The organism is Bacillus sp. P4_D3, from assembly GCF_056401855.1.
In genome coordinates, this window is record NZ_JBFUIN010000061.1 from 1 (window position 1) to 15,133 (window position 15,133).

Below are 15,133 nucleotides of genomic sequence, written 5' to 3' on the forward strand. Positions count from 1 at the left end.
GATTTCACATGTTGAATATTCACGTACATTTTTGCGTCACGTGCTTTTAATATTTCAATATGTCCTTCATCAATTTTCGCCATTTTTCCAATTTTATTAGATTCCTCACCTAAATCAAACACCATAATTCTCCCAGCCATTTTAATAAGCTGTTCTTCAAACGTTCTAGCTAAAGTAATATTTAAGGGATTTACGGGGAGTTCATTTTTATTGAGGGAATAAGGTACTTGGTTCTCTTTATAAGGAATTAACCATTTCAAATGCTTTAAAGATATATATACCGTTCTATAAACTGGGCTATAAAAAACAATATAATCGTTCATTACACTTGTAACATAACCGTGTATTGGAGCATTTCCTGCCACATAAATTTCTGTAAAAATCCCTTTAGATGTACTTAATACTTTTCTCAAAGAAATTGAAGGTGATTCCCTCTTAATTACAGAATCCACATCTGGTTTTAATATTTCTTCATCATACTCTCTTAAAAATCTATAATATTGAATATGATATAAAGATATATATACATAGTCTTGTCCATTGTAAAGAACAACAATATCATTCCCTACATCAATTAATACACCTTTAAATCTTTTTTCACCGATTAATTTAACGTATATATTTTCTCCAATATTTTTGTTTAACTCATTCATCTATATCCTCCTTTCTATGGAATTGCACTTTTCTGTCTTCCATTTCTAAAAAATAATCAGGGGCAATGTTCTGTCTTTTAGTAGTAAGAATTCTTTTTCATATACCGCGAAATTATTGCAGCGAAATATGAAATCGTTCTTCACTTTCAATCATAATGCCCCTCTTATTTATTAAACATTATTCTTTTTCATTCTTTTTACTTTTAACTACTTGACTCACACTCTTAATATGAGAATTAATTACATAAATGACTTCATCACAGTTTACTAGTGTAATACAATTATCATGTATATCACTTAATAAACCTTCCACACACTCTGGTCCACCACGATTAATCTTTATCCACTTATACTTCAAGTCATTTAATACATCTAAAAAAGTATCTTCATCAGCGTAGAAACATGAACCATAGTCTCCTTGTGCTTCTTTCACTTTCTTGACTAGACTCTTCACATGTTTCAGTTGATAATACACCACTTCTCCAGGAGGTAATTGTAGTGTAAGGTAATCTTTTCCTAACACTGACAGTACACCTACTCGACTTTCCGGTCCGCGAAGATTTACTTTTACATTCTCACCGACTAAACCTTTGATGTGATCACAGCATACTACACCCTTCAAATTCGTATCCTCCTTTCTGTATTATCTTCCTCTACTTGATTGTCTTTGTGCGCGAGCTCGACTTGAATTATTGCTGTTTTCATTACTTTTCTCATCGCTACTCTCATCACTACTCTCATCGCTCTCTCCACTTACTGGTGCATTATAATTAACACTTTTAATATGAGATAGTGCAATTAATACAACTTCTTCTTTTATAATTAACGTTACATGATCGCTAGAAACATCTTGTAAAATACCTTCAATTTTCTCTGGACCACCACGATTAATTTTTACCCAGCGGTATTTGAAGCCTTGAAGTAGCGTTTCAAAGTCTTCTGCACTGTCTTCTTCCGGCCATACAGAATCACCTATCCCACCCTCTTTCGTATTTTTTGTAATGCTTTTCAGATGGCGAAGCTGGTAGTAATGGTACTCTCCTTTTTCATTCTGTAATACGAAGTAGTCCGCATATACTGATACTATTGCTCCTTTTTGAGATTCTGGTCCACCTCTGTTTACTCTTACATAAGATCCAATTAAACCTTCCAAAAAATCCCAATTAAATAAACTCACGAGAAAACCCCTTCCATTAATTTATAAGCTTTTGCACTGATAGTATATGTATCTGTACAGGTTACGTTCTCTATGTTTGTCCCCGCTATGAAAAAATATGCTTTTAACATGTAGTACTAATACCTACGAAACCTTCCTCCGCTTAAATGAATCCTAGGGTTTCCGGTAATTTTTTATATCTTAATACAAAAAGATCCCGTAATAAGATACATTCCTGCATATCTTATTACGGGATCTTTTCATAAATTTAATCTTCGTCCTTAACATCCATATCTTCCGGAATTGGTTCGTTTAATATTTCTTCCACTAACTGTTTATATTTCTCCATTTGCTCTAAATGTGTATTAAATTGTTCTTTATTTAATAAATATTGCTCTCCATCGAACAACGCACGAACTTTCTTTTGCTGAATCAAATCTTCAACATAAGATTTTGGTAAATTCAAATACTCCGCAGCCTCTTCTATCGTTATATACAATGTGTTCATTCCTTTATTATTTTTTCATATATATACTGTATCTTACTTTATTTTTGTAAACAAATAAAAAAGATTTTGTAAATACAAATTAAAAAGCAGGTAGATGCATTCCATATATTGTATAATAGTATAGTAAGTATTTTTTTAAATATAGAATGGTATTACCCATTTACACAAAGGAGAGTTAACATATGGCTACTCGTCACATCATTACAATGTTAGAAAAAACATTACAAGTTGAAACAGAAAACACAATTTCTCATCTATCTAATTCTTTATCCGATCGTATTCTTTCACAAAGTGCAGCAGTACATGAAAACAATTGCTATCATACAATTGGCGAATGGTACAAAAATCATTTCTTATTCCAACAAGATGATTTCCTTTGGGCTAAATACGTTTTCTATGACGTATATTGTGAGGCTATAAAAAAACAAGGTCATCTTACAAAACGCGTTCGCCAAATATTAGAATCATTAGCTCGAAAACACGGAAAACAATACATTGCGTCTATACTAAATATACCATTTCCTAATGAACAGGAAAAAGGGACAGCATAAACCAATCCTAGATTCATTGTTTTCTAGAGAGATTACAAATAAAACGTTCATGCCACATGAACTAATGAAACCGGTGTCATGATAATGATTGAAGATATAATAAACAGGAAAACCCCCATTTACCTCTCTCGTCCATACGAATAGAGAAGTAAATGGGGGTATACTTGTTTATTTATTAATTCATCATCTGCTTTATCAATTCTCGATTTCTCTTCTTAAATACTTCATTATGCGAAGAAACCATTCCGTACTCACTTGCATCTGGTTGAATAAATTGTTTCGCTTTATTCACAGCATTTCCAGCATCTTGGAACGCTCCTGCGATTAAATGTAATTTTCCGTCATGCTTTAAAATATCTCCAGCGGCATATAACCCGTCTACCGAGGACTCACTATTTGCATTCCCTGCAATATAATAATTATCAACAATAGCGACATCTAGCTCACTATTTTCCAATAATGTAATGTCACGTTCATATCCATGATTAATAATAACTTCTTCAACAGATAAATGAGAAACCTCTCCAGTTTCATGATTTGTTAATTCTACATGTTCAATCGCTTCATGGTTATCACCGGCAATTAATTTTGTAATCGATGTATTAAAGAAACATTCTGCCGAACTGTTCATAAGTTGTTTTACTTGTGCTTCATGACCAGATAATTCTTCTTTTCTATATGTTAAATAAACTTTTTTCGCAATCGGTTCTAATTCATTTGCCCAATCAATTGCAGAGTTCCCTCCGCCTGAAATAATTACCGTTTTATCTTTGAAACGTTTTAACGATTTAACTGTATAATTTAAATTTGAGACTTCGAATCTCTCAGCACCTTCAATTGATAACTTTTGTGGATTCAATATACCACTCCCAGTTGCGACGATCACTGTTTTTGAAAAATGTTCTTCCCCAGAGCTTGTTTTCAACGTAAAAATACCCTCTTCATTACGAATAATTGATTCTATTTTTGTATTCAATACAACTTCAGGTTGAAATGTTAATCCTTGTTGTACAAGTTGCTCAATTAATTTCTCACCCGTAACCGGTAACACTCCGCCAATATCCCAAATCATTTTTTCTGGATAAACATGTATTTTTCCACCTAACTGTGGTTGAAATTCTATTATTTTCGTTTTCATCTCTCTGAGTCCACTATAAAAAGCTGAATAAAGCCCTGCAGGTCCTCCGCCTATCACAGTTACATCAAACAATTCTTCTCGATTCATTCGTGCCCACTCCTCAGCTATTAGTCATTGATTATCATTCTCAATAAAATATAACCTGTTTCCGCAAAATTTACAATCAAAATTACTATTGACAATACACCTATATAAAATTATATTATTTAAAGAATCAATAGTGATAATCATTATCAGTTTGTTAATAATTAGCAAATTTGGGATTACATCTTCTTTCATTAATATGGTCAATACTATATTGTGAAATCTCATATTCAAGATTTTTAATAAATATTTTGTATTCTGTATTACCACTACTCTTTCAAAAAGATTGCAGTTAAACAAATTATTGTATACACATATCATCTATTTAAAGGAGAAAGACGATGAAAAAATTATTTATTTCACTAACAGTTCTGTTCGTCCTTGTTATGAGTGCTTGTAGCAACGGTTCAACAGACAAGAAGAACGACGCAAAAGGTAAAAAATCAGAAACAATTACATACCAATCAGAAAATGGTAAAGTAGAAGTTCCAGCAAATCCACAACGTGTTGTTGTCCTATCATCATTCGCTGGTAACGTAATGTCATTAGGTGTAAACCTTGTTGGGGTAGATTCATGGTCTAAACAAAACCCACGTTTCGATAGCAAACTGAAAAATGTCGCTGAAGTATCAGATGAGAATGTTGAAAAGATTGCAGAATTAAATCCAGATTTAATCATTGGTTTATCAAATGTTAAAAATGTTGATAAGTTAAAGAAAATCGCTCCTACTGTAACATACACTTACGGAAAAGTTGATTACTTAACACAACACTTAGAAATCGGTAAATTATTAAATAAAGAAAAAGAAGCAAAAACTTGGGTTGATGATTTCAAGAAACGCGCACAAACAGCTGGAAAAGACATTAAAGCGAAGATCGGTGAAGATGCAACAGTTTCTGTTGTTGAAAACTTCAACAAACAGCTTTACGTATACGGCGAAAACTGGGGCCGTGGAACAGAAATTCTTTACCAAGAAATGAAATTAAAAATGCCTGAAAAAGTAAAAGAAAAAGCTTTAAAAGAAGGATACTACGCATTATCTACTGAGGTATTACCTGAGTTCGCTGGTGATTACTTAATCGTAAGTAAAAACAAAGATACTGATAACTCATTCCAAGAGACAGAATCATATAAAAACATTCCAGCAGTAAAAAATAATCGTGTATATGAAGCAAACATGATGGAATTCTATTTCAATGATCCACTTACATTAGATTTCCAACTAGACTTCTTCAAGAAGAGCTTTCTTGGTCAATAATACAAACATGAGGAATTCTTAATTTAAGAATTCCTCTTCCTTTATTCTATGAAAAGAAAAGATGTGAAGCTGATGAAAAAAGAGCAAGACAACCTACGTTCCAACGCTTTTACATACAAATTAATTTTGAGTATCATTGCATTCTTTCTTATTTTTATGTTTGCAATGGTATTAGGTGCTGCAGATACTTCTATAAAAGACGTATGGTTAGCACTCACTTCCTCTGCTAAAGGAGATAAGCTATCCATCCTGCGTGAAATACGTTTACCACGTGAAGTTGCTGCTATTTTTGTAGGAGCTGGACTCGCTGTTTCTGGTGCAATTATGCAAGGATTAACTCGAAACCCACTTGCCGATCCGGGATTACTAGGCTTAACTGGTGGCGCAAATGCCGCACTTGCACTAACACTTGCTTTCAATCCTTCTATAAGCTACCTTTACTTAACACTAGCTTGCTTTATCGGTGCTGCAATTGGCGCTATTATGGTATTTGGAATTGGCATGGTGAAAAAGGGCGGACTTTCCCCTCTTCGAATTGTATTAGCTGGTGCTGCTGTTTCAGCATTTCTACTTGCAATCTCAGAAGGTGTTGGCATTTACTTTAAAATTTCACAAGATGTATCAATGTGGACGGCTGGGGGCGTAATTGGAACGAGTTGGAGCCAATTAAAAATTATTATTCCGGTTATTTCAATAAGTATATTTATCGCTATCTTACTTGCAAAGAAATTAACAGTTCTTAGTTTCAGTGAAGAAGTTGCCGTTGGACTCGGTCAAAAAATTATCGTTATTAAAACGATTTTATTTATCATTATTATCTTGCTTGCTGGTGCTTCTGTAGCACTTGTCGGAAACATGGCATTTATCGGACTTATGGTACCCCATATGGTTCGTCCAATCGTTGGACCAGACTACCGTTTTGTTATACCAATGTCAGCGATTGCTGGTGCTTCCTTTATGCTGCTCGCAGATACAATCGGACGTACAATTAACGCTCCGTATGAAACACCAGTTGCTGCAATCGTCGCAATTGTAGGATTACCATTCTTCCTATTCATTGTACGTAAAGGAGGAAGAACTTTCTCATGATGCAATCTATTCTAAAGAAACAACGCCTTATCATACTTGCATTACTTATACTTACCATCACAACAATTGTAATTGGAATGGGACTCGGTTCTGCCGCTCTCTCCTATGACAGATTAATCCCAACACTTATGGGACAAGGTACATTTAAAGAAGAATTCGTTTTATATTCTTTAAGGCTACCTAGAATCGTCATTACATTATTAGCTGGTATGGCTCTAGCTTTATCAGGTGCTGTATTACAAGGTATTACCCGAAACGATTTAGCTGAACCTGGTATTCTCGGCATTAACGCTGGTGCTGGTGTTGCAGTTTCTGTTTTCTTTCTATACTTCCCGATAGACGTAGGTTCATTTCTTTACCTTCTACCAGTTGTTGGATTTATCGGTGCGTTTCTAACAGCTGTTCTAATTTACGTATTTTCATATAGTAAATCCACCGGCCTTCAGCCAATACGATTAACATTAACCGGCATCGGTTTTTCATTTGCACTATCTGGAATAATGATTGTCCTTATTTCATCCGCTGATCGTATGAAAGTGGACTTTATCGCCAAATGGATTGCCGGAAACATTTGGGGAGATGACTGGACATTTGTTTTAGCAATGCTTCCTTGGCTAATCGTATTAATCCCATTTGTCTTCTATAAAGCAAATCGATTAAATATACTAGCATTAAACGAGCCAGTAGCAATCGGTGTTGGAATTGAAATTGAAAAAGAGCGAAGATACTTATTAATCGCAGCCGTTGCACTTGCTGCCGCTGCTGTTTCTGTAACAGGAGGCATTAGCTTTATCGGACTTATGGCTCCTCACATCGCCAAATCTTTAGTAGGTCCAAGGCATCAAATCTTCATGCCAATCGCTGTTTTAATTGGTGGATGGCTATTACTATTTGCAGACACAATCGGACGAAATATCGTTGAACCTAACGGTATTCCAGCAGGGATTGTCGTTGCTTTAATTGGTGCACCTTACTTTATGTATTTGTTATTGAAGAAGGCATAGAAAAACCCCCTCAAGATTTTTTCTTGAGGGGGTTTTCATTTCATTCTACTGCTGCCCATACCCTTCAAACTTCTTCGCCAAATTCTCCATCTCGTCTTCTGGCAGTAATTTCGGTTCTCCGATACTTTTCGTTTGATAATAAATTTGAGCACAAAACTCTATTTCTTCTGCAATAGTAAACGCCATTTTTATATTATTCGCACCGGCCATTAAACCATGATTCGCAAGTAAAACTGCACGACGATCAATCATTCCTTCAAAAGCAGCCTCTGCTAATTGCTTCGTACCAAATGTTTCATACGGTGCACAGCGAACATTCGGACCTGCAAAAGCAATCAAATATGACACAGCAGGAAGTTCCCATCCTAATGATGCGATTGTCTTCGCATAAGGAGAATGTGTATGTACAAGCGCATTTATATCTTCACGATTTCTATAATAGATAAGATGCATATCTAATTCACTTGATGGTTTTCTCTCTCCCTCTATCACTTCACCATCTAAATTCAATATAACTACATCTTCAGGCGTCGTTTCATAATAATCTAGACCACTTGGGCTAATTGCAACAAGACCTTGTTCACGATTGAAAATACTAATATTTCCCCCCGTCCCCTTTGTTAAACCACTAGAGATCATTTTCTTTCCATACGCTACAATTTCTTCTCTTTCTTTTTGTAATAACATATACATCCCCCTAAGTATGAAGCTTATGATGACTGACTATATATATCTACTTACTAAAATAGCTTTTTTAAATTCTCCGTAAACGGTGCTTTCACAATTCCTTTTTCCGTAATAATCGCTGTTACATTGTCAGATGGCGTGACATCAAATGCCGGATTGTATACTTTACTTTCTTGCGGAGCAGAGTATTGTCCGAAGCGATTGATCACTTCAGAAGCATCCCTTTCTTCAATTGGAATTTCTTTTCCTGTCAGTGTTTTCAAATCAATTGTCGGCGTTGGTGCTGCTACATAAAACGGAATGTTATAATATTTAGCCAAAATCGAAACACCTAATGTTCCAATTTTATTTGCTACATCCCCGTTTGCTGCTACACGATCACATCCAACGATTACTGCATCAATTTTCCCTTGTGACATGACCATTGCTGCCATATTATCTGTAATGACCGTTACATCAATTCCCGCTCGCTGCAGTTCTAATGCTGTTAACGTTGAACCTTGTAATCTAGGGCGTGTTTCATCCGAATAGATTTTTAAGTCCCATCCTTTTTCTTTCGCTAAGTACATTGGAGCTGTCGCAGTACCATACTTAGTCGTTGCTAACGCACCTGCATTACAATGCGTTAATACCCCCATGCCATCATGAAATAATGTTAATGCATGTTCTCCAATTTGACGGTTAATTTCTTCATCTTCTCTATGAATCTCTTTTGCTTCTTTTAATAATCTATCTTTCAACTGCGCAATTGATAAGTGAGCATTCTCTTTCGCTACACTTTCCATTCTTTCAAGCGCCCAAAATAAATTTACTGCCGTCGGTCTTGATGTCGCTAAGTATGCACATACCTTTTTTACTTCCGCTATGAATTCTTCCGCCGAACTTTTCGCAACTTCCTTTACCCCTAAATACACACCGTAGGCTGCTGAAACACCTATTGCCGGCGCTCCTCGTACTTTCATTACTTGAATCGCATCCCACACACCCTCAGCCGTTTTAAAAGATTCATAGACTACTTCGTTCGGTAATACCGTTTGATCCAATAACACTAAAGCATCATCTTTCCACTGAATTGGTATTAATTGCTCTGCCATCATCTTCTCCCCTTATTTCGCACTATGCATTGACTGTTTTTTTAACGTTTCTACAAAACTGCTACCTGTTTTATATTGATTCGCTTGTAAAATAAACTTCTTCGCTACTTGAAGACAAATTCGCTCCGCTCTAGCACGCGCCGCGTCATTCTCAATACAAATAATATCCTTTACCTTCGCTAGACCAACAATACGACGAATTAACTCAAGACCCGTCACTGCAGCTGTATCCTCTAATACAGATTGTAAATAAACTCGGTTAAAGCCTTCTTCCTTCGCCATAATCTCTGTCACATGAATATCCCAAGCATCTAAAAACTTCTTCTTAAATAAATCAATTACATCTATCATGGTAGATTCTATCCAGTTCATATATGTATCTTTCTCAATACCAGATTGCATCACTGCATCTGCATTCACCCATGCAAACATTAAATTTGCCATTATATTTCCAACGTCATATCCCATAGGTCCATAAAAGGCAAACTCAGGATCAATAACCTTTGTAGAATCACTTTTTACAAAAACAGAACCAGTATGTAAATCACCGTGAAGTAGCGCTTGTGCATTCGTCATAAAAGAAAACTTAAGTTTTGCTACTTCCATACGAAGCTCTTTATCACTATAAATATGCTCTCTAATCCATCCTTCATTTAATTGAAACAATTCGTTTCGTTTATTATGATTTGTGAATGGCTCTGAATATACGAGGTCCTCTGTAATCTCACATAACTCAGGATTTATATAATTCTTCACGAGTTCCTTCTTCTCTTTATGATTCATTACAACATCTGATGTTAATAGAAGAGTGTTTACCATAAAAGTAGTTAAATCATCAGCAAGCTTCGGAAACATTTGATGATTTATGAGTGCTGTGCGCAATATTGTGTGATCTGATAAATCTTCCATCACGCAACAATTCATCACACTATCGAACAAATATACATTTGGCACGAGTCCAGGTGCTAACTCTCCTTCTAATCGCAAAACATCTGATTCTATACGGATTCGATTCGTCGACAACTTAAACTCATCTGAAATACGCGCTGTATCCCCAGCTTGCTTTACAATGACAGAAATGTTCTTCTGTTCATCCCAAACGCGGAACACATAATTTAAATTACCATCACCTATTTCTTTACACTTTAGCCCCTTTGCATGTTCGAACTTAGGTAATTTCTCTTGCACATATGCAATCACATCTTTAGCTTCCATTAAAAAATAATTCGTGAACTTAGACATGGTTTCCCCTCCACACTAAATGTAAACGTTTTCTAAAAGCCGTAAAAAATAATAGACTGAAATTTTTTCAATCTATACTATATCTTCTCTATTGCAATACATATCTCGCTTTTATTATATCTTGTTAGAAATGAGCGTCAATGTTTCTATTTCTCATTGCAATATACTTCTTATTATATATATTTAAGATGACAATAATTGTTCACAAAGATTCCGATACATTTTGTTTTATTTATTGCACAATTCTTTGTAAAATAGAAGTAAGCAGTTCCTTTTCAAATCCACAACTTCTAAGAAATATTTCCTTCCTAAKAATTTATACTTACACCATGTCTCTAACATACACACTACTCTTTCAAACACTCATTGAAAATTTATGACTTAAAAATTACCTTTTAATTCCCTAACAACCTTAATTGAGAATAAATATTAATTAAATTGGTATAAAGTTGGTTTATTCTCTTGACAAAATAACCACTTCTATATGATAATTAATATCGAATTAGAATTATTATAGTTAATTAAAAAATATATTTTATGAGCAAACTAATTTCCGATGCTCAAAACCAACCTTTAGGAGGAATTTTAATATGTTATTAATCGGCACAGAAGTAAAACCGTTTAAAGCTAATGCTTACCATAATGGAGAATTTATTCAAGTTACTGACGAAAGTTTAAAAGGAAAATGGAGTGTAGTTTGTTTCTACCCAGCTGACTTCACATTCGTTTGCCCAACTGAACTTGAAGACTTACAAAACCAATATGCAACTCTAAAAGACTTAGGTGTTGAAGTATACTCTGTATCTACAGACACTCACTTCACTCACAAAGCTTGGCATGATAGCTCAGAAACTATCGGCAAAATCGAATACATTATGATTGGTGACCCAACTCGCACAATCACTAGCAACTTCAACGTTTTAATTGAAGAAGAAGGTCTTGCTGCTCGTGGTACATTCATCATCGATCCAGACGGCGTTATCCAATCTATGGAAATCAATGCTGACGGTATCGGTCGTGACGCAAGCATTCTTGTTAACAAAATTAAAGCAGCTCAATACGTACGTAACAACCCAGGTGAAGTTTGTCCAGCTAAATGGCAAGAGGGTTCTGCAACACTTAAACCAAGCCTTGACCTTGTAGGCAAAATCTAAGGAGTTCGATCAAAATGATACTAGATGCAGATATAAAAACACAACTATCCCAATACCTTCAGTTAATGGAGAACGATATTTTACTTAAAGTAAGCGCAGGAGACGATAACGTATCTAAAGATATGTTATCTCTAGTAGATGAATTAGCTACTATGTCATCTAAGATTACAGTAGAAAAAGTTGAACTAGAGAGAACACCAAGCTTTAGCGTAAATCGCCCTGGCGAAGACACTGGTGTCGTATTCGCTGGTATTCCATTAGGACACGAATTTACTTCATTAGTGTTAGCTTTACTACAAGTTAGTGGACGTGCTCCAAAAGTTGAACAAAAATTAATCGATCAAATCAAAAACATTCAAGGCGAATATCATTTTGAATCTTATATCAGCCTAAGTTGTCATAACTGTCCTGATGTTGTACAAGCTCTTAACGTAATGAGCGTTCTAAACTCTGGTATTACACATACTATGATTGATGGCGCTGCATTTAAAGAGGAAGTAGAAAGCAAAGACATCATGGCAGTACCAACTGTTTACCTAAACGGCGAATCTTTCGGAAGTGGTCGTATGACACTTGAAGAAATTTTAGCTAAAATGGGTAACGGTCCAGATGCATCAGAGCTTTCTGATAAAGATCCATACGATGTTCTTGTTGTTGGTGGCGGCCCAGCTGGTGCAAGTGCAGCAATTTATGCAGCACGTAAAGGCATCCGCACTGGTATCGTTGCTGAGCGCTTCGGTGGTCAAGTAATGGATACTATGGGTATTGAGAACTTCATCAGCGTAAAACGCACTGAAGGTCCTAAGCTAGTAGCAAGCCTTGAAGAGCACGTAAAAGAATACGACATCGATGTAATGAATCTACAACGTGCGAAACGTTTAGAGAAAAAAGAACTTATTGAAGTGGAACTTGAAAACGGCGCTATTCTGAAAAGTAAGAGCGTAATCGTTTCAACAGGTGCTCGCTGGCGTAATGTTGGCGTACCGGGTGAAGCTGAGTTCAAAAACAAAGGTGTAGCATACTGCCCACACTGTGACGGTCCATTATTCATCGGAAAAGATGTAGCGGTTATCGGCGGTGGTAACTCTGGTATTGAAGCAGCTATCGACTTAGCAGGTATTGTTAAGCACGTAACTGTTCTTGAATTCATGCCAGAATTAAAAGCTGATGCTGTATTACAAGAACGTCTTAACAGCTTACCTAACGTAACTGTTCTGAAAAACGTTCAAACGAAAGAAATCACTGGTACTGACAAAGTAAACGGTATTTCTTACATCGATCGTGAAACTGAAGAAGTTCATCACGTTGAATTACAAGGTGTATTCGTTCAAATCGGTCTTGTGCCAAACACAGACTGGTTAGGCGAAACAGTTGAACGCGTTCGCGGTGAAATCGTAACAGACAAGCACGGCGCTACAAACGTACCAGGAGTGTTTGGTGCAGGTGACTGTACAAATAATCCGTACAAACAAATCATCATCTCTATGGGTTCAGGTGCAAATGCAGCTTTAGGCGCATTTGATTACTTAATCCGTAACTAATTATATAGACGTGAGTTTTAAAAAAGCAGGTGCCAAGGCACCTGCTTTTTTTATAATCCTAATGTATAAACTAAAAATCTCTCATTCCCATTCTTATCATAAGCACCCGGTAATCTAACTTCTCTCTTCAATTCAAAAGCAGTCTGATTCTCCAAGAAGAAAATATAATCTTCAGAAGGGTAGTATAAAATAATATCCACTTTCCTCTCTATTTCCTCTACCGAAAGCAAAATGTTATTTACTACATTCATAAACACTTGGACAGAAAATGGATTGAAGAAATAAAACCGGTTATCACGTGGATCAATCTCATATTCCTGTGCTAAACAACATTCAAATTGAATTTTATCTTTACTGTTTCTTACCTTCCTTGCATAACGCTCACGGTTTTCCATTGCTTCTTTATAAAACGCTTCATTCATTTCAATTCCAACCGCTGATGCATCGCACTTATGATGCATGTAAAAATTCAATCTCCCTTTTCCACACCCAAAGTCTACAATTCGATCGCTACTTTTTATTTCATATTGATTCAATAACTCATCCAACCCGCTATACGGTGTCGGTTCATAACGGTGATAGTGCATAGATTTATTAAACCCTTTTTGCTCACCAACGGTTTTTATATTTAATACAGCATCGTAATATTGTTCGTTCATTTTTTTCTCCTATTAACAAATGGTACTTATTATTATACACCATGTACTAGAGGAGAATTTTTCATCAAATTAATTGGTACGTGAAATTATATCGCCGCAAAATCGAATATATCGACTTAACGACAAATTCCTACAAAAAACAGGAGCTTTCTAGCCCCTGTCTTCCAGCACTTTCAATACAGTCTGTTTCAATATTTCTACTCCATCCATTATACAGCTATGATCAAACTTCATATACGGATGGTGTAATCCAGGTTGTAAGTTCGCCCCTAGTCCAAGCATGACAGCTTTTAAATGCGGTCTCTTCACTGTGTAGTAATGGAAATCATCGCTTCCTGTCGTATACAGTGGTCCAGTACATCCCTCTTCCCCGTATACTTCAAGAATACCTTTTCGCATGAAACGCTCAGCTTCTTCTGACACTTCAGCTCCTGGTGCGAGATCAATCCACTCATAAGAAAGTTTAGATCCCATTGATTCAGCTGACTGAATTACTTGCTCTATTTTTCGCTTCAATTCATCTAGTAATATGTTATTTTCTGCTCTTACATCTAAACTAAAATGTCCGTTACCTGGAATAATATTTAGATTATCACCACCAGCTTGGCATCTCGTCATCTTAACAGAATAAGACGTCTGTGGCGGTAACCATATATTTTTCAATCCAATATTGATCATCGAAATGACATCAATTGCATTTATACCTTGATGCGGGCGTGCCCCGTGTGCATCATCTCCATGAATCATACCTTCTAAAAATCCTGCTGCTCCGTGACGAATAGATGGTGCAGCTTGTTTCAAAGGCAGTTCTTCAATCGGTCTTAAATGAACACCAAATAAGAAATCAGCATCATCCACGGCGCCCTTCTCTACCATCTTTAAGGAACCATTTCCTTTTTCCTCTGCCGGCTGAAAAATAAATCTAACAGTACCGCTATCCCATCTCATATTTTTCAATTGTAAAATAAGGCCCATCACAATCGTCATATGAGCATCGTGGCCGCATGAGTGATTCGCTTTAAATTCTCCGTCTACTTCTTGCCATAGTGCATCCATATCAGCACGAATCGCGATAACTGGATTCCCTCTTCCGATTTCAGCAATCACGCCAGGGCAATCATCAAATATTTTATATGAAATTCCTTCTTCTTTTAGAAAGTTAGTAATATAAGCTGTCGTTTCATATTCCTTCCAGCTTACTTCAGGGTTTTCATGTAAATGCTGAAAAATTTCAGTTAAACGCTCTTGTAGTTCTAATGTTTTCAAAGCTTCATTCTCCTTCCCCTAATTACAAACCATTCAGATTAATCATAC

At 35.9% G+C, this 15,133-nt stretch carries 16 protein-coding genes; 6 read left to right on the forward strand and 10 right to left on the reverse strand.

Going from position 1 to position 15,133, the window contains the following annotated elements:
* From AC1DTM_RS10535 to AC1DTM_RS10550, 4 genes are all read right to left on the reverse strand, one after another.
* Positions 1-653, reverse strand: a 653-nt coding sequence (locus AC1DTM_RS10535) for an LSm family protein (RefSeq protein ID WP_477000216.1), incomplete at its 3' end; no start/stop codon positions are given.
* A gap of 178 nt (positions 654-831) precedes the next feature.
* Entirely contained in the window at positions 832-1,275 is a 444-nt protein-coding gene (locus AC1DTM_RS10540) for a spore coat protein B (RefSeq protein WP_016103414.1), read from the reverse strand.
* A gap of 21 nt (positions 1,276-1,296) precedes the next feature.
* Positions 1,297-1,830: an LSm family protein gene (locus AC1DTM_RS10545; RefSeq protein ID WP_016103413.1), complete on the reverse strand. Its 534-nt coding sequence runs from the start codon at positions 1,828-1,830 to the stop codon at positions 1,297-1,299.
* Positions 1,831-2,077: 247 nt separating this feature from the next.
* Complete coding sequence (locus AC1DTM_RS10550; protein WP_080018159.1) at positions 2,078-2,317, reverse strand: helix-turn-helix domain-containing protein; 240 nt, start codon at positions 2,315-2,317, stop codon at positions 2,078-2,080.
* 182 nt (positions 2,318-2,499) lie between these two features.
* On the opposite strand from AC1DTM_RS10550, the gene AC1DTM_RS10555 reads away from it, so the two are divergent.
* Entirely contained in the window at positions 2,500-2,868 is a 369-nt protein-coding gene (locus AC1DTM_RS10555; protein ID WP_002159456.1) for a hypothetical protein, read from the forward strand.
* A 175-nt stretch (positions 2,869-3,043) separates the two neighbouring features.
* Here AC1DTM_RS10555 and AC1DTM_RS10560 read toward each other — a convergent pair whose 3' ends face one another.
* On the reverse strand, positions 3,044-4,093 hold the full coding sequence (locus AC1DTM_RS10560) for an NAD(P)/FAD-dependent oxidoreductase (protein ID WP_002159457.1): 1,050 nt from the start codon (positions 4,091-4,093) through the stop codon (positions 3,044-3,046).
* Positions 4,094-4,431: 338 nt separating this feature from the next.
* Here AC1DTM_RS10560 and AC1DTM_RS10565 point away from each other — a divergent pair, with 338 nt between their 5' ends.
* Genes AC1DTM_RS10565 through AC1DTM_RS10575 form a run of 3 tightly spaced genes read left to right on the forward strand, consistent with a single transcriptional unit; the run spans position 4,432 to position 7,442 of the window.
* Entirely contained in the window at positions 4,432-5,349 is a 918-nt protein-coding gene (locus tag AC1DTM_RS10565; protein ID WP_002159458.1) for an iron-hydroxamate ABC transporter substrate-binding protein, read from the forward strand.
* Positions 5,350-5,397: 48 nt separating this feature from the next.
* Complete coding sequence (locus AC1DTM_RS10570) at positions 5,398-6,438, forward strand: FecCD family ABC transporter permease (RefSeq protein WP_002139451.1); 1,041 nt, start codon at positions 5,398-5,400, stop codon at positions 6,436-6,438.
* On the forward strand, positions 6,435-7,442 hold the full coding sequence (locus AC1DTM_RS10575; protein ID WP_016103411.1) for a FecCD family ABC transporter permease: 1,008 nt from the start codon (positions 6,435-6,437) through the stop codon (positions 7,440-7,442). Before AC1DTM_RS10570 ends, AC1DTM_RS10575 begins: the two co-directional genes overlap by 4 nt.
* Before the next feature lie 45 nt (positions 7,443-7,487).
* On the opposite strand, the gene AC1DTM_RS10580 is transcribed toward AC1DTM_RS10575, so the two are convergent.
* From AC1DTM_RS10580 to mtnK, 3 genes are read right to left on the reverse strand one after another with little or no spacing between them, the layout of a single operon-like run.
* Entirely contained in the window at positions 7,488-8,129 is a 642-nt protein-coding gene (locus tag AC1DTM_RS10580; protein WP_002159461.1) for an L-fuculose-phosphate aldolase, read from the reverse strand.
* Positions 8,130-8,182: 53 nt separating this feature from the next.
* Positions 8,183-9,223: an S-methyl-5-thioribose-1-phosphate isomerase gene (mtnA, locus tag AC1DTM_RS10585; RefSeq protein ID WP_016103410.1), complete on the reverse strand. Its 1,041-nt coding sequence runs from the start codon at positions 9,221-9,223 to the stop codon at positions 8,183-8,185.
* Positions 9,224-9,235: 12 nt separating this feature from the next.
* Entirely contained in the window at positions 9,236-10,465 is a 1,230-nt protein-coding gene (mtnK, locus tag AC1DTM_RS10590) for an S-methyl-5-thioribose kinase (protein ID WP_016103409.1), read from the reverse strand.
* Between the two features lie 590 nt (positions 10,466-11,055).
* On the opposite strand from mtnK, the gene ahpC reads away from it, so the two are divergent.
* Positions 11,056-11,619 (forward strand): alkyl hydroperoxide reductase subunit C, encoded by a 564-nt coding sequence (gene ahpC, locus AC1DTM_RS10595; protein ID WP_002115711.1) that lies wholly within the window; start codon positions 11,056-11,058, stop codon positions 11,617-11,619.
* 14 nt (positions 11,620-11,633) lie between these two features.
* Positions 11,634-13,160, forward strand: a complete 1,527-nt coding sequence (gene ahpF, locus AC1DTM_RS10600) for an alkyl hydroperoxide reductase subunit F (RefSeq protein WP_002124933.1) — start codon at positions 11,634-11,636, stop codon at positions 13,158-13,160.
* 50 nt (positions 13,161-13,210) lie between these two features.
* On the opposite strand, the gene AC1DTM_RS10605 is transcribed toward ahpF, so the two are convergent.
* Together AC1DTM_RS10605 and AC1DTM_RS10610 are read right to left on the reverse strand one after the other, a co-directional pair.
* Positions 13,211-13,819, reverse strand: a complete 609-nt coding sequence (locus AC1DTM_RS10605) for an SAM-dependent methyltransferase (protein ID WP_002159465.1) — start codon at positions 13,817-13,819, stop codon at positions 13,211-13,213.
* Positions 13,820-13,969: 150 nt separating this feature from the next.
* The gene (locus AC1DTM_RS10610; RefSeq protein WP_002159466.1) at positions 13,970-15,085 is read right to left on the reverse strand and encodes a M20 peptidase aminoacylase family protein; all 1,116 of its coding nucleotides are present in this window, start codon (positions 15,083-15,085) and stop codon (positions 13,970-13,972) included.
* Between the last annotated feature and the right edge of the window lie 48 nt (positions 15,086-15,133).